This is a genomic window from Pseudonocardia lacus (assembly GCF_018531445.1).
GTDB classification, from domain to species: domain Bacteria; phylum Actinomycetota; class Actinomycetes; order Mycobacteriales; family Pseudonocardiaceae; genus Pseudonocardia; species Pseudonocardia lacus.
In genome coordinates, this window is the sequence record NZ_JAHDTH010000208.1 from 1 (window position 1) to 14,907 (window position 14,907).

Annotated in this window: 13 protein-coding genes and 1 pseudogene; 7 read left to right on the forward strand and 7 right to left on the reverse strand. The window is 71.3% G+C overall.

Features of this window, described 5'->3' with window-relative positions; genetic code table 11:
- Positions 1–204: 204 nt before the first annotated feature.
- From KIK08_RS31660 to KIK08_RS31670, 3 genes are all read left to right on the forward strand, one after another.
- A complete protein-coding gene (locus tag KIK08_RS31660) occupies positions 205–1,137 on the forward strand; it encodes a hypothetical protein (RefSeq protein ID WP_214406985.1) in 933 nt (310 codons plus the stop codon).
- A 526-nt stretch (positions 1,138–1,663) separates the two neighbouring features.
- Positions 1,664–2,503, forward strand: coding sequence for a helix-turn-helix domain-containing protein (locus KIK08_RS31665; RefSeq protein WP_214406986.1), 840 nt, complete (start codon positions 1,664–1,666; stop codon positions 2,501–2,503).
- Positions 2,500–2,694 carry a DUF397 domain-containing protein gene (locus tag KIK08_RS31670; protein ID WP_214406987.1) on the forward strand — a complete coding sequence of 65 codons (195 nt, stop codon included), beginning with the start codon at positions 2,500–2,502 and terminating at the stop codon, positions 2,692–2,694. The genes KIK08_RS31665 and KIK08_RS31670 overlap by 4 nt, the downstream gene beginning before the upstream one ends.
- 381 nt (positions 2,695–3,075) lie before the next feature.
- Here KIK08_RS31670 and KIK08_RS40575 read toward each other — a convergent pair.
- From KIK08_RS40575 to KIK08_RS31690, 4 genes and pseudogenes are all read right to left on the reverse strand, one after another.
- A pseudogene (locus KIK08_RS40575) lies at positions 3,076–3,948 on the reverse strand (DUF222 domain-containing protein); the annotation flags it as partial.
- A 172-nt stretch (positions 3,949–4,120) separates the two neighbouring features.
- The gene (locus tag KIK08_RS31680; RefSeq protein ID WP_214406988.1) at positions 4,121–5,011 is read right to left on the reverse strand and encodes a hypothetical protein; all 891 of its coding nucleotides are present in this window, start codon (positions 5,009–5,011) and stop codon (positions 4,121–4,123) included.
- 164 nt (positions 5,012–5,175) lie between these two features.
- Complete coding sequence (locus KIK08_RS31685; RefSeq protein WP_214406989.1) at positions 5,176–5,898, reverse strand: DUF429 domain-containing protein; 723 nt, start codon at positions 5,896–5,898, stop codon at positions 5,176–5,178.
- Positions 5,895–7,967: a UvrD-helicase domain-containing protein gene (locus KIK08_RS31690; RefSeq protein ID WP_214406990.1), complete on the reverse strand. Its 2,073-nt coding sequence runs from the start codon at positions 7,965–7,967 to the stop codon at positions 5,895–5,897. Before KIK08_RS31690 ends, KIK08_RS31685 begins: the two co-directional genes overlap by 4 nt.
- Positions 7,968–8,165: 198 nt before the next feature.
- Between KIK08_RS31690 and KIK08_RS31695 the strand changes: the two genes are divergently transcribed.
- Positions 8,166–8,630 (forward strand): hypothetical protein, encoded by a 465-nt coding sequence (locus KIK08_RS31695; RefSeq protein ID WP_214406991.1) that lies wholly within the window; start codon positions 8,166–8,168, stop codon positions 8,628–8,630.
- 21 nt (positions 8,631–8,651) lie between these two features.
- Complete coding sequence (locus KIK08_RS31700; protein WP_214406992.1) at positions 8,652–9,290, forward strand: hypothetical protein; 639 nt, start codon at positions 8,652–8,654, stop codon at positions 9,288–9,290.
- Positions 9,291–9,299: 9 nt separating this feature from the next.
- Here KIK08_RS31700 and KIK08_RS31705 read toward each other — a convergent pair whose 3' ends face one another.
- A complete protein-coding gene (locus KIK08_RS31705; protein ID WP_214406993.1) occupies positions 9,300–10,043 on the reverse strand; it encodes a hypothetical protein in 744 nt (247 codons plus the stop codon).
- Positions 10,027–10,590, reverse strand: a complete 564-nt coding sequence (locus tag KIK08_RS31710) for a GIY-YIG nuclease family protein (RefSeq protein WP_214406994.1) — start codon at positions 10,588–10,590, stop codon at positions 10,027–10,029. Before KIK08_RS31710 ends, KIK08_RS31705 begins: the two co-directional genes overlap by 17 nt.
- A 248-nt stretch (positions 10,591–10,838) precedes the next feature.
- On the opposite strand from KIK08_RS31710, the gene KIK08_RS31715 reads away from it, so the two are divergent.
- Together KIK08_RS31715 and KIK08_RS31720 are read left to right on the forward strand one after the other, a co-directional pair.
- The gene (locus tag KIK08_RS31715) at positions 10,839–13,121 is read left to right on the forward strand and encodes a GmrSD restriction endonuclease domain-containing protein (RefSeq protein WP_214406995.1); all 2,283 of its coding nucleotides are present in this window, start codon (positions 10,839–10,841) and stop codon (positions 13,119–13,121) included.
- 199 nt (positions 13,122–13,320) lie between these two features.
- Positions 13,321–13,731, forward strand: coding sequence for a hypothetical protein (locus KIK08_RS31720; protein ID WP_214406996.1), 411 nt, complete (start codon positions 13,321–13,323; stop codon positions 13,729–13,731).
- Between the two features lie 2 nt (positions 13,732–13,733).
- On the opposite strand, the gene KIK08_RS31725 is transcribed toward KIK08_RS31720, so the two are convergent.
- Positions 13,734–14,640, reverse strand: a protein-coding gene (locus KIK08_RS31725; protein WP_308258020.1) for an IS5 family transposase whose coding sequence is annotated in 2 segments (ribosomal slippage) — positions 13,734–13,862 and positions 13,864–14,640 — 906 coding nt in all. Because the reading frame shifts where the segments join, the coding sequence is not laid out codon by codon here.
- Between the last annotated feature and the right edge of the window lie 267 nt (positions 14,641–14,907).

The following is a 14,907-nucleotide window of genomic DNA, read 5'->3' on the forward strand; positions in this document are numbered from 1 at the left end:
ACCCCGACGATCTGGCGTCCCTCGTATGCTCCGCTCACAGGGGCCTCCTCGAATCGATGGCGTGCACACCTCGAGCATGAGCCGAGGGTCACGAGGAGCGGAGGCCCCGCTCCTTCATCGCATCAGGCCCGGACGCCGGCGGCTCCACGGGCCTACGAGCAGGCACCGCCTGATCACCGGGACGTCGTCGATCGGCTCGTCTCGGTGTTCGCACTGCCCCGGGAAGCCCGCCCGCACCTCGCGCAGGCGCTCACCCACAGCTCCTGGGTCTTCGAGCACCAGCGGGAGGTGCAGCTCGCGCACCAGCGGGACAACACGCTCCTGGCCCACCAGGGCTCCGTCGTCGCCGACCTGCTGGTCTCCGACCGGCAGGCGCACGCCGTCCTGGCGCGCACGGCCACTCCGGACGACGGGGAGCTCAGGCTGCTGACGCCCACTGAGCGCGGCTGGGGCGACCTTTTCGCCGCGCTGGAACTCGGGCCGGGGCTGCTACTGGGAGCCGGCGCGCGATCGAACGCCGAGCGCGCGTACGCCGACGCGATGCAGGCCGTGCTCGCCGTGGCTTGGCGGTTCACCGGGCCTCGGCTGCTGTCCGCGCCGCCCGCGTCCGTCGCAGCGTGGGCCAGCACCAACCTCCCCGAGCACGACGCCGCCACCCGGCTGCAGTCGTTCTGCGCGATCTTCGGGATGACGCTGCAGTTCGAGGTGGAGAAGCGGGGAGAGGACCACAAGACGCAGTACGCGGCCAACGTCGTGCTGGAGGAGGACGACGTGCGGCTCGTCGTCCCCGGCGTCTGGGTCCGGGGCGACAAGCCCCTCGCCCGCAAGCGGGCTGCCGAACGCGTCCTCGACGTCACCCAGGAGATCACGCGGTCCGAGCGGTGGGACCTCGCCGCGGGAGCCCGCGACACTGCCGCATTCCTCCTGCGGGTCCAACTGGAGAACGCGCCGCGGATCTCCGGCCGGAACCTGGACCGCATCCGCGCGGAGGGCCACCTGGGGGTGCCGTACGTGCTCGCAGGCGATGACGCGGCGTACGAGGCGTGGGCGCGCCAGGTCGGCGACCTCGTCGGCGACCGCCCGACCCGGTCCGACCCCCGCCTCGCCGCGTTCTACCACCGGGTCAGCGCCCGGTAGTTCCACTGCTCGGGCGCCAACTGCCGTCCGCGGCGACCTGCGCGTTGCGCGTGCCCGGCATGCAGCGCTCCCGGCCGCTGTCCGGGTGCCTCCAGAACTCGCCGGGTTGCCGCTCGATGGTGCGGGAGCAGTGCCGGCACGTCGCCGCATCGGGCATCCGCGGTCACCGCTGCGTCAAGGGCCGAGCGCGGCACAGCGGGCAGTCGGTGCTGCCGTCGGGCTCGGTCAGCGCGGCGGGGATGAAGGTCGCGCCGCAAGCGGCGGGGTAGCGGCCCGTGTCGCAGGTCGCAATGACGCTGTCGAGGACGAGATGGACTACGCCGTCCAACGACGTCACGAGCAGTGGCGCAGCTGGCATGGAGTGGCGCTGTGGCGGGGGCTCCACGGGCTGCCTCCGTTTTGCGGTCAGTCGGATACGGCAAGTGGCGAACTCGATGCGGGCACGCTACAGCGGGCACGTATTAAGGGGCAACTGCCGTTTTGCTTGCCAAAGGCTGTTGTGGGTGGCTGTGGAAGACTGCGCCGGGTGACCGCCACCCAGACGCCTCAGCGGTTGCAGCTGGGCCGTGAGCTGCGCACCTGGCGTGAGCGGCGGGGTATGGAGGCGGCTGAGGCGGCGCGGGCCATGCTCTGCTCGACGTCCAAGATGAGTCGGATCGAGTCCGGGCACGCGATCGTCTCGCCTCTGGAACTGCAGACGCTGCTGCAGCTCTACAGGGTTCCCGAGGGCGAGGAGACCGAGCGGATCGAGGCCATCGCCGCAGCGGCTCGACAGCGGACCTCCAAGTACCGGGTCCTGCCGTGGGTGCGCGCCTACATCGGTATGGAGGCAGAGGCGACCGAGATCGACTACTTCCAGATCGAGTTGGTTCCGGGCCTGTTGCAGACCGAGGACTACGCCAGGGCCATCGCGACGGCACATGGAACCGGACGGCCGCCCGCCGAGGTCGAGCGCCTGGTCAAGATCCGCCTACAACGCCAGGTGCGGCTGACCGGATCAGAGCCGCCCCAACTGACCGCTGTGCTGCACGAGGCCAGCCTGCGACTGCAGGTCGGCGGTCCGCGGGTCCTCCGCGAGCAGCTGGCGCACCTGCTCACGATGGCCGAGTTGCCCCACGTCACGTTGCGGGTGCTGCCCTTCACCGTGGGGGCGCATGCGGCGACCGGTTCGGCCTTCACCATCCTCCGTCTGCCCGAGCCCGATGCGCAGATCGTGTACCTGGAAGATCTTTGGAACGCCGACTACATCAACCGGTCCGAGCAGGTCACGGCCTATACTGAGGCCTTCGGCCGCTTGCTTGACGTGTGCCTCGACGAGGCCGGCACAGCGGCGATGATCACAGACATCATGGACGGCCTTCGATGATCGATACGGCGGGGACGACCTGGCGGACCTCGACCTTCTCCAACGGCGTCGGCGAGTGCGTCGAGGTGGCCGACCTGCCCGACAACACCCTCGTCCGCGACACCAAGGACCGCACCCGCCCGCCGTTGCAGTGCTCCGCCCCGGCCTGGCGAAGGTTCGTCCAGGCCGTGCGGGCAGGGGAGTTCGGGTAGATCAGGGCGCCGGCCCGGCCTCGCTGACGTAGGTGTGTCCGGTCGGGGTGGTGGTCCGCACCGTGTGCGGTCGCTGGCCCAGACCCTTGTCGATGACTTCGACCTTCCAGCCGGGCATCTCCCGGACGTAGTTGCCGCGGGCGCAGACCCCGCGCCCGTTGGCCAGACTGGTCGGCCCGCCGGCGCGGTGGGGCCGGATGTGGTCGAGGTGGCGGATCGGGGCGTCGCAGAACAGCGACGCCGCCGCGGATCGCTGCCGACCAGCGGACCGCCCTCGGAACTCGTGAACAGTCGTCGCCACCGCCGGTTGCCCGCCGTGGAGGCGAGCAGGTCGCGGGCGGTTCCGGCGGGGACCGGCCCGGCTCCGACCACCTCGGCGGTACCGCCCTGGTCGGGGTCGACGAGGGCGGTCAGCGGCAGGACGATGCCGACCTCGACGTTCACGTCGGTGGCGGTGGCTTGGCCGGTGAGGCGTTGGACCAGGGCGTCGGCCATGATCTGGTCGCGGGTGCGGCCGTCGCCGCCGGTGGCGATGACGGTGTCGGTGTGGGCGCGCAGCGCCGCCAGGCACGCGACGCCCTGTTCGACGGGGAGGAAGCCGGTGAGCACGCTCATGGTGTCTGGGGCGGGGCGCAGCCCGACGCGGCGGTCGGCGCGGGCGGTGCGGCCCCGGCGGACGTAGGCGGCGTGGTCGGCCTCGTAGGCGCATTTCTTGACCAGCGCCGTGGCCGCGCGCGGCGACAGGTCGGTGAGGCCGGAGCCGGCGATCTGCTTGTCCACGGTGCGGCGCTGGTCGGCGTCGAGGTGGCCGGTCTCGGAGACGACCACCGCCGCGATGTGTTCGCTGATCTGTCCGGCGGCCAGTAGCACTGCGGTGGCTGGGAGGTCGGTGTCGAGGGCGCGGGCGGTGGCGAGGCGCCGTGATCCGTGGTGCGGGGAGGTGTGGCAGGCCAGGGCGATCTCGTCGGCGATGCCGCGCCCGACCGCGGCCGGGTCGAGCCGGTCGGCGTCGACCTGGGCGAGGTGCTGCTCGACCCGGTCGCGGGCGTAGGCGAGCATCTCCGCGTTCTGGGCGGCGGCGACCACGGCGCGGAGCCGTTCCAACAGTGCGATCCGGTCGATGCGCGTTTCCGCTGGGACCACGGCCGAGCCCGTCTCGTGGGCGTGGGTGGTGAGCGTGGACAGGGCGGCGGCGAACGCGGCGACAGCGGCGTCGACCGCCGGTGCCACGTCCCGCTCCCCGTCCGAACTCATGTTCGAAAGCGTAGCTGCGACCCCTGACAGAACCGCGGCGCCGCCCGCCGTCGTGGTCAGTTGCCGAGCGCCGGCCCGAAGGTGCGGATGACGTGCAGGACCTGCCGGATCGTGTCGACGGTGTCGCCGGGCACCCCGTCCGGGTTTGCGGCTGGGCGCGACCTTGCGTCTTTCAGGCAGGCCAGCGGTCGAGCAGCCGGTCCGCGTCCGCGACCAGTTCGGCGATCGCGGCGCTCTCCGCAGCCAACCCGGATGAGGCGTCGGCGTGCTGCTCGGTGTCCTTCGACATGGCCGATGGCGCGGCTGCCGCGAGCGTCGCCCGCAGTTCTGCCTCCTCCTCGGCGCGCTCGCGGTCACGGCGGTCGGTCTGAGCCCTGGCCGCACGGACTCGGTCGATGCGACGCGCAGCGGCGCAGACGGCTTCGAGGTTGCGCGCAGCGACGGTCAGGTTCTCCCGCTCGCGCTCGACGCTGCGGGCCACCTCGGCCGCGGCGTCGCCCAGCGTCGGATGACGCTTCGATCGTTCGACTGCATCCTCGCGGACGTGGAGCTCTCCGGAGCGTCGTACGGTTTCCCAGAGCAGCATCGCGACGCGCCGACGCGGATCCACGGTTCGATCCACCCAGGACGGGCTGGACGTGAGTCCGTGCGCCGCCCGGCACAACCGCCAGGCGAGGTCGTCGCTGCTGGTCACCCGGATGACGAGGTCGGGTCGCCGCTTCTCGCGGGCACGGTCGAACGAATCGAGCGCCGCGAAGAGGAACCCTGCCGCGAACAGGCCGCCGAAGCACCCGAGGAGAATCGCTCCGGGCCACAGCGGTTGCTCGTCGGACGAGCTGAACGGGAGCGAGTCCTGCCAGCGGTCTATCCGCGCGACCACGAGATACGCGAGGAGGCAGAGCAACGCCGTCGCCACTGCGGAACCGGCCCACGTCAGTGCGCGCAGCGCGGGGGACACCGAGTGGCCATCCGGGACGATCCGGAGACGGTGCGGAGCGCACAGCAGGTAGTGCGCCGATGCGCGGGTGCGTGACTTGCCCATCGTCGGGAACGCGGAATTCACTTCGAGAAGTCGGGGCCGCGGCGGAGGGACGGAACGGCGGCGGGTGGACCGGCGACGTTGTGGACCCATGCTGTTTCCTCGTTCTGGCATGGCGCTCGTTACCGTGCGAGAGCATCGTGACCTCGGGTGGTTCCGGTTCCGAGCGGCAGTATGGCGGACGAGGGTCAGCGCGGGCGCGGGATGTGGATCCAGCCCTCGACGGCCGCCCGCTCCGCAGCCTCTCCCGGCTCCGGGCCTTCGGTGCGGCCCTCCCGGACCTCACGCGCGGTGAGTGCGCAGACCAGCGCGTCGAACTCGTGGTCGCGGGCGACGCGCCTTTCCCACCGCCCTCGGCCGGCGGCCAGTTCAGTGAAGCGTTCGACCAGCATGTCCAGACGTTCCGGCAGGTGCTGCCAGTCCTCGGGCTTCTTCAGGCCCTTCGTCGGCAGTCGCCATGCGTGCAGGCTGGCGACCGGGTAGACCTCGGCCACTCGCCCATCAACACCAGTTCGATCGACCGAGCCCAATGCGTCGAGCAGGAGGGCACAGCGCATCGCGGGTACCGCGATCTTGTCGGCAGACACCGACAGCGGCGCCTTCTTGATCTTCCGCCAGACGTGTTCGTCGGTGAGCCGAAACTTCAACCTGCGGCGGAAGCCCTCGGCCGGCAGCCCTCGACCCGGCCAGGGTTCGCGGTTCCGGTGGGCGAGGATCGCTTCCACGAAGGGCACCGGCCACCCGAAGGGGCAGTCGATCCCGACCTTGTCCACCTCGCCGCAGATCCTCAGCAGACCCTCGTCGGAGGTGTCGGTCTCGAACCGGACCGACGTGCGGTCGCCGGCCCAGTCGATGACGCAGGCGGCCGTGTTCTTGTCGGCAGCGGCGAGATCGATCCCGGCCGTCCTCACGCGGGCACCAGCTCGCTCGCCGTGCCGCTCCACGACACCCGCAGCCGCTCCCGCGCCCGCGTGCACGCCACGAACAGCAGGCAGCGTTCCTGCCGCACGTCCAGCGCGTGCCGGACCGGGTCCTCGGCGACCGGGGTGATGCTGCGCCGGTGCGGCAGGTTGCGCTCGCTCGCGGCCACGATCGCCACGCAGCGGAACTCCAGGCCCTTCATCCCGTGCATGGTGCCCACCCGGACGGCGTCGGCGGGCGGGCGCTCGTCACGCAGCTCGGCGGTGCGCACGCCGTGGCGCTTCAGCTCCTTCGCCACCCCACGGGCCAGGGCGAGAGTGCGGGCCACTACCACGATGTCACCGGGCGCGACGCCGTCCTCGCGCCACTGCTCGATCGCCAGCGCCAGCTCCTCGCCCTCCTGGGCGACGGTCGCGGCCGGCGCCACCTCCGGTGGCTCGCCGTGCAGGGCCGAGCGGTACCCGGTCAGGGAGTCGTAGCCGTCGTCGAGGTCGGCGACGGTGGCGTCGCCGAGCACCCGCATCGACCAGTGCAGGATCTCCGCGGTGGTGCGGTAGTTCAGCCGCAGCTGCGCCGAGCGGCCCCGCACCCCGATCCCGACCTTCTGCAGCGACACGTGGTTCCCGTAGATGCGCTGGTGCGGGTCGCCGGTCAGGAACAGGTCGTCCGGGCCGGGGGCGACGGCGGCGCGCAGCAACCGCCACTGCGCCGGGTGCAGGTCCTGGATCTCGTCGACGACGACGTGCCGGAACGGCGGCGACGGCCGAGCCGCGAGCAGCCGGGCGGCCTCGTCGGCCACGGTCAGGAACGTCCACAGCCGGTCGCGGCGGAGCCCCTCGGCGAACTCCCGCAGCACCGCCCACACCTGCTGCTTCTGCGGGCGGCCGAGGCCCTTCCCGCGGCCCCGCCGCGGTGCTGTCAGGTACTCCTCCCCGGTGGTGACGGCGTTGGCCAGTACGACCTGGCGCCACTCGTCGAGCAGGAACGCCGGGGTGAACGGCCCGGCCTGGGGGAGTCGCCCGCGCAGCTGCTCGTCGTCGGCGATGGTGACGGTGCCGTGCTCGGCGCGCACGACGCCCAGGGCCCACCGGTCCACGTTCAGCACCTGCACCGCGCGCCGCTGCTCGGTGTCCAGCAGCGTCTCCACGTCCAGCTCCAGCGACTCGGCCAGGCCGCGGGTGAAGGTGGTCAGCAGGATCGACCCCCGAGGGAGCTCGCGGCTGCTGGCCAGGTGCTTGACCCGGTGCAGCGCCACCACCGTCTTGCCCGTGCCCGGCCCGCCGGTCACCTGGGCGCTGCCGGCGTAGGACGGCCGGTAGGCCAGCTCCTCCTGGGTCGGGTGCAGGAACACCCGCCACAGCGCCAGCGGCTTGTCCAGCAGCGCCATCAGGTCGTCGGGGCCGTCGACCAGCGCGATGCGGCCCCGGCTGCGCTCGGCCGCGGCGGAGACGTCCTCCTTGTCGATGGGCCCGTCGGGCAACCGCGGCGCCACCACGTCGGCCCACACCTGCTCGACCGGGATGCCCTCGGCCAGCCAGAACAGCACCTCGTACTGGTTCGCCGGGACGAACGGCTCGATCGCGGCCAGGGCGTCGACGTCGGTCAGCGTGCGGGCCAACCGGCGGACCTGGACGTCGACTCCGAGCGTGGACAGCTCGTTGTCGCCGACCTTGGCGAACAGCGGCTCGGCGGCCGGGGCGGTCTCCCGCTCGGCCAGCTCCTCGATCGCGGCGACGTCGCGGACCTCCAGGACCCCGGACACCTCGTTGACCGAGAACACCCGGCGCTGGGCCCACTCCACCGCCTCGTCGTGGCCCATCACCCGCAGCAGCACGTACCGGTCGCCGGAGGCGGGGGCGAGCACCACGCCTCGCCAGTAGTCGGTGATCCGGATGGTGCGCACCCGTTCGTCGCGCATGTTCGCCAGCTTCTCCAGGTGCAGCCCGGCGTGGGTGTGCTCGGAGAACTTGGTCAGCGCCTCGACCGTCTGCCTGCGCACCGGAGGCTGGAGCTTGGCGAACTCGGCGAGGAAGTCGACCCCGACGGCGAGCTGCGGCACGGATGCCCCTTCCTCGGTGCGGCGCGGACTCCAGAGCATGCCAGGCGCGTTCACCATCGCGAACCGCGATGTCGCATCGAGCCCCGGATGACATCGCCCCGAACCAAGGTGGCCCCTCCGACAGGGCGTGAGGGGGAGGACATGGGCCGGGAATCGATGGCGTGGCGCGTCAGGCGCATCATCGGGGGAGGCGCGGCGGTGGCCGCGTTGACGACGCTCGCCATTGCGGGAGCGGCTTCCGCTGATCCGGCACCGGGGTTCGAGTTCGACCCGGTCGCCCTCGAACAGCGGTTGGACGACTGCCTGTCTTACGTCAGCGCGCCGGACGCGATCCTGATGGGCTGGATCAACCTGCGGAACGGCCAGCAGCGCCAATGGCGGTGCAGCTCGCTGCGCCACATGATGCGCCACGACGAGCCGGAGCGACCGGTCCACGACCCGTTCGTCGGGCTCGGAGACTTCATGCGGTGCGTGGACGAGGTGGTGAGCTACGGCTTCCCGCGCAAGAACACCGGGGTCCCGTGGAACGTCGCGCTGATCAAGCAGTACCAGGGCACGAGCAGTCGGGCGATCGTCACGGTGAACGAGCTCACCGGGGACATCGTCACCATCTACACGGAGCCGCGGCCGGACGACTGGGCCGGATGCGTCGCGCCGCTGTGACAGGTCTCTAGCATCGCCGCCATGCGCCCTCCTGGTGTTCGGCAGCGCGTGCAGGAGGTGGCCCGGCACGAGCTGGGCCTGGTCGAGTCGCGCCCTCAGTGGCGGTTGCGGGTGCGGCTGATGGCCCTGATCGACCTGTGCGCGCGGCTGTACTTCGACGACCACCCGGTCTCGGTGGTGCTGAAGTGTTACCGGGAGGTCGACGACCTGCGCGTTGAGCCGGGGCAGGCCCGGACTGGCACGGACTTCGAGACCAGGTGCCTGCGGTGCGTCGACGCGCTGCGCCCGGTGATCGGGGCGATGGCGGCGCGTCCGATCGAGGAGATCCCGTTCGACGAGCAGGACGCGGTGGCCGCGGACCTGGTGTCGATCCCGCCCGAGGTCGTGCTCGGACGCGCGGGGCCCGGTAGCCAGTTCGAGCTGGTGTGCTGGAACCAGGCGAACGCGGTCGCCGAGGACGTGCAGCGGCCCTACCGGGCAGCCCGGGCCATCGCCGCGGAGGGCTTCCACGACCCGGTCGATGTGTTCGGGCTGGTCGAGCCAATGACCGCGCTGACCGAACGCTACGAGGACCAGCCGCAAGATCGAGCGGCGACGGCGGCGGAGATCGTCCGGGTACTGGACGAGTACCGGGCGGCGGCGCCGTGGCCCGTGACCTGACGCGGGTCGCTAGTCCGGCCGGAGGGCGCGTCGGGTCGGGCCAGGACCCACGGCGATGCAGATCTCGACGTCCCAGCCGAGCAAGGGATCGGTCGTCGAGTGCATGGCCAGCTCGACGATGGCGCCGTCCCGCGGGTTCCACGGTCGGGAGCCCTCACCGATCAGCGGGCCGAGCGCGTCGAGGGTCGGTTTCCAGAGGTTCAGCCAGTTCCGGCCAGGTCCGTGGCGGAAGCTGACGACCGCGGACAGGGCGGCGCCCGGTGGCGGAGCACCTGCTCCGGCGGCGCTGAGTTGGCCGTGGATCTGCCGTTTGTAGGCGGTCGTCCCAGCCGATGCGGTCGTCCGCACGTGGTGCACGGGGAAGCGCCCGGGCGGCAGAGCTGATCGGGCGGTGTCGAGACGGGCAGCCGAGCGCGGGCTGTGCCCCTTGGCGGCTCGCACCGCGACCAGGCGTTGCCCACCGAGGCGCTGGGCCAGGGGATGCAGGTAGTTGTCGAGGTCGTGGTGGTCGAGCAGCGGAACCGTTGCCGGTAGGCCGACCACCAGCTCCAGCGTCCACGGTGGCTCGGCGCGGAGGTGCTCGCGCAGATCGAGCTCGGCGTGGTCGAGGAAGTCGGCGAGGGCGAGCTGCGCCGGGTGACCGGCGGCGTCCCAGCTCGCAAGTCGAGGACGGCGGGACAGCTGGACGGGGTCCGTGGTGGGCGGGGCGTAGGAGAGGTGGCCGGCCCAGTGGTGGTCAGCGGCGACGGGCATGGGGGCGGCGGAGGAGTCGCAGCTGCGAGCGGACCGGGGTCGGCGCCATGCCTTGCAGGTTCAGCGGTGGGTCGATGGCGTCCAGAACGCGCCGTTCGAGGTGGCCGAGGGTGTCGGCGTCGAGATGGGGGATGGCGCACACCGCGAGGTGGCGCGTCATCCACGAGGTCAACAGCAGCTCGTCGATGCGGCCCCACCCATGGGCAGAAGTGAGGACGGAACCGAGGGAGCGGCGGAACGTGGAGAATTCGTGCCGCCCGCCGAGGTGCATGCCGGCGATGCGGGACCACAACGTGTTGGTCGAGCGCCGTCCGCTCGGCCAACGGGTGGCACCGGCCAGGCCGGCGTAGACGAGCCCGGCGGGGAACGGCAGACCCAGGCCACGAGTCAGGTCCGCGGCACCTCCATCGTCGACCCACCAGCTGTAGAGGCCCGGGACGGCGAGGGCCCGGCGGTCGCCGGCGAGGAAGACCGCGGGCGGGACGGCGGCCGCCTCGTCGAGGAGCTGGGCGATGAGCGGGCCGGCGTCGCTCGGGTCGCTGCTCATCCGTCCTCCGCTCCGGGTCGGCGCGCTGACAGTAGTGCTGGTCGTCGGACGGGGTGGGGAGCGGGGGCGGGGTTGCCGTCGACTACGCACCGTGCCCTGCCAGGCTCTCCACACCCGTTCCGGTCTCCCTCATCGCGCGCATGAGCGGCTGTTGCCGCCGACACCTAGCATCGACGTGCGCCGAGCGTGACCGGTCGGTGACGCAGGACTGCTCGGACCGACGCGGCGGACGGCCGGAGGGCGCACGGATGACCAAGCTCGGCACGATCCTGGACCAGGTCGACGCGGGGTCGATCCTGCTGCCGGAGTTCCAGCGCGGATACGTGTGGAACCGCGACCAGGTCCGCGGCCTCATGCGCTCGCTGTACCTGGGGCACCCGGTGGGTGCCCTGCTGGTGTGGGAGACCGACAGCGGTACGGCCGCGGTGCGCGGTGGTGCTCCGGCCACCGGCGGGCAGAAGCAGCTGCTGCTCGACGGGCAGCAACGCGTCACTACCGTCTACGGGATCGTGCGCGGGCGGCCGCCATCGTTCTTCGAGGGCGACCCGACCGCGTTCGAGGACCTGCGGTTCAACGTGGAGACCGAGGCCTTCCAGTTCCACGCCCCGACCAAGATGCGCGACGACCCGCGCTGGGTGGACGTCACCGCGCTGTTCACCGGCCCGCCCGGAGCCCAGTACCGGCAGCTGTTCGAGAGCCCCGAGCTCAGCGAGCACGTCGGGCTCTACATGGAGCGGCTGTCCAAGCTGCAGAACATCCTGCAGCGCGAGTTCTTCATCGAGCAGATCACCGGCGCGGACAAGACCGTCGAGGTGGTCGTCGACATCTTCAACCGGGTCAACTCCGGCGGCACCAAGCTGTCCAAGGGCGACCTGGCGCTGGCCCGGATCTGCGCGGAGTGGGGCGACGCGCGCCCGACGATGCGCCGCAACCTGGACCGCTGGGCCCAGCGCGGGCTGAAGTTCACCGCCGACTGGCTGCTGCGCAACGTCAACGCCACCGCCACCGGGCGGGCGCCGTTCTCGGCGCTGGAGGACGTCACCGCGAGTGACTTCCAGGACGCCCTGTTCACGGCCCTGCACAACATCGACCACGTGCTCGACCTGCTGGCCGGGCGGCTCGGTCTGGACCACGACCGGGTCCTGATGGGCCGCTACGCGATCCCGGTGATGACGCGGCTGCTGCACAACCGGGGCGGTCGGTTCGCCGACGGGGCCGAGGCCGACCGCGTCCTGTACTGGTACGTGCACGCGGCCCTGCGCGGGCGCTTCGCCGGCTCCACGGAGACCTTCCTGGCCAAGGACCTGGAGACGGCCGACGCCAGCGGCATCGACGGAGTCATCGCCAGCCTGAGCCGCTCCCGCAAGGGCAACATGGGCATCGACGCCCAGGACTTCGAGGGCGTCGGGCGCGGGTCGCGCGCGTACCCGCTGCTGTACCTGCTCACGCGCGTGCTCGACACGCGCGACCTGAGCACGGGGTGGTCGCTGCGCCAGCACGCGACATCCCTGGAGGTGCACGAGATCTTCCCGAAGGCGCAGCTGGCCAAGCAGGGCTACCCGCGCGCTGAGCTGAACTCGATCGCCAACTTCGCCTTCGTCACCCCGACCTCGGCGACCGACCTGACCTCGCTCAATCCGGCCTACTACCTTCGCGACTGCTCGCCGGAGGTGCTGGCCTCGCAGTGGATCCCGCAGGATCCGCGGCTGTGGGAGGCGCAGAACTACCGCGAGTTCCTCGACGCCCGTCGCGAGCTGCTGGCCGCGGCGGCCAACGACCTGCTCACCCGACTGCACGACGGGACGCTTCCGCACGAGGCCGACCTCGCTCCGGTAGTCGTCACCGAGCAGCGCAACCCGGCCAACGCCCGGGTCGCGCAGATCACCGCATTGGTCGAGGAACTGGCTGGGATGGGCTACGCGCCGCCGGCGCTGGATGCCGAGATCCCCGACCCGGAAACCGGCCGGCCGCTGGCGGTCGTCGAGGCGTTCTGGGCCGAAGGGCTGCAGGCAGGTCAGGGAGCGCCGGTGGTGCTGGCGCTCGACCTCGACCAGGTCGACCTGGCCCGACTCGGCGAGCTGCGTTTCGAAGTCTTCACCTCGGTCGATGCGCTGCGCGCCTACGTGGAGCAGCGCAACGAGGTGGCATCGGGTGAGCGCGAGCTCGGCAGCGGCGTCATCTCCCTCGAGTCGGAGCCGACTGTCCTCCTCGACGTCGAGCCCACTGCGGCCGGTGGGGACTTCGACCGGGCGGTGCTGGCGACCATAGAGCGGTGCCGCGAGGAGCTGCGCTACAACCCGCGCTACTTCCGGGTCATGGTCACCTCGCACGGCGCGCTGGGTGCCACCCGCAAGCTGTTGCATGCTCCGGCGGTCAGCGACGGGTTCGTCTCGCTGTGGGAGCGCAACCGGCTCGACCTGACGGTGGAGGCGCTGGTCAGCGAGGCCCGGTTCGCGCACCTGTTCACCGACGAGGAGCGCGAGGTCGCGCGCAAGCGGCTGGCCGACTTCGGGTACGCGCTGAGCGCATGACGGCCGACCGGCCGACCGCTGCGGCGCTGGCGGTTCCTTGTGCAGGCCAGCCGCGCCGACATGGAAGTCGTGCTGCGGACGGAGCCGTCGCTGCTTGGCGATGGCGCGGACGAGGTGCTGGTCAAGGTGCCCGACAGGATGTCCGACGCCAGTACTCGCGAGCGCCTGCGCACGTCGACCTGCCGTCCTGCGGCACCCGGTGCCGCTGACCGAACTGGTCCGCGTCGCCGGGGTCCGCTGGCGCATCGAGGAGTCCTTCCAGGCCACCAAAACCCTCACCGGCCTGGACGAACACCAGGTCCGCCGCTGGAGGTCGTGGCGGCGCTGGACCCTGATCGCGATACTCGCCCACGCCCTACTCGCCGCCACTGCGGCCGCCACCGCCGCCGCCGCAACCCGAACCCACCACCACGACCCACCGCCGGAGTCGGTCGGGCTGATCGCGTTGTCCTGCAACGAGATCGCCCGCCTGATCAACCGGCTGACCGTCCCGGCCCGCTCGCTGACCAGCGTCCTGCGCTGGAGCCTCTGGCGCCGCCGCCACCAGTTCCGCGCCCGCCGATGCCACTACCAGCGCCGACAGGAACAAGATCACGATCTACGGCTGTAGTACTAGGAGCTGTTTAGGAACTGGTGTGGGCCAAGTCGGCGCAACCACATGTCGCTGGCCGCGACCTGCACGGCGGCTTCGTAGCGCAGCAGGAGCTTGTCGTAGCGGGTCGCGATCCCGCGCCAGTGCTTTGAACAGGTTGATCGAGCACTCCACGGCATGACGATCCTGGTAGGCCACCGCGTCGAACACCGGCGGGCGCCCACCGCGGGAACCCTTCTTGCGCCGGTTCGCCGCCTGATCGACCTTGACCGGGATCGTCGCCGGGATCTTGCGGCGGCGCAGGTAGGCCCGGTTGGCCTTGGAGCTGTAGGCCTTGTCGGCCAACACCCGGTCCGGGCGCGTCCGCGGCCGCCCCGGACCCACCCGGGCCACCCGGATCCGGTCCAGGACCGCGACGAACTGCGGGCTGTCCCCCCGATGCCCGGCGGTCAGGACTACCGACAGCGGACCACGGCCCTGTTCGCAGGCCAGGTGGATCTTCGTGGTCCACCCGCCCCGGGAACGACCCAGCCCGTGATCGGCCGGCTCGTCACCGGGCGGTTGCTTCTGCCGCTCGGGGTGGCGGCGGGCGCCGGCGGCGTGTTGGTGGGCGCGGTTGATCGTGGAGTCCACCGACACCCGCCAGCAGATCAGACCCGCAGCGTCGGCGAAGGCCTGCAACAACGCACACAACAGCGGCCAGACCCGTTCGCGCTGCCAACGGCGAAACAGCTGGTAGACCGACTGCCAGTGCCCGTAACGCTCGGGAACATCACGCCATGGAGCACCGACCCGCAGCCGCCAACGGATCCCGTTGATCAGTTGGCGGCGGGTCCACTTCGGCCGGCGACCACCACGGCGGCCGGTGGGCAGCAGGGGCTCCAGGATCCGCCACTGGCGGTCGGTCAGGTCCTTACGCGCACCCACGGGCACGCCGGCAGATAGGCTCGACAACGAGGCCTCCGGGGAAGATCAGCTTGGTCGTTGATCCACTTACCGGAGGCCTCACTCATCTCCCAGGACCGACACACCAGCACCGGCCGGCCGACAGAGTTCCTAAACAGCTCCTAGTACTACAGCCGGACTTCGTGATCTTGCTCCGTGGGGGGTGCCCGGAACGTGGCGCGGCCACCGCATGATCATCTCGGGTTGTGTGGACTCAAGACGAAGCGGTGGCCGCAACCCACAGCCTAG

Coding starts and splice junctions, on each gene's coding strand:
- KIK08_RS31705 (WP_214406993.1), bottom strand. CDS start 10,043: ATGCCCGTCGCCGCTGACCACCACTGGGCCGGCCACCTCTCCTACGCC.
- KIK08_RS31715 (WP_214406995.1), top strand. CDS start 10,839: ATGACCAAGCTCGGCACGATCCTGGACCAGGTCGACGCGGGGTCGATC.
- KIK08_RS31670 (WP_214406987.1), top strand. CDS start 2,500: ATGATCGATACGGCGGGGACGACCTGGCGGACCTCGACCTTCTCCAAC.
- KIK08_RS31700 (WP_214406992.1), top strand. CDS start 8,652: ATGCGCCCTCCTGGTGTTCGGCAGCGCGTGCAGGAGGTGGCCCGGCAC.
- KIK08_RS31710 (WP_214406994.1), bottom strand. CDS start 10,590: ATGAGCAGCGACCCGAGCGACGCCGGCCCGCTCATCGCCCAGCTCCTC.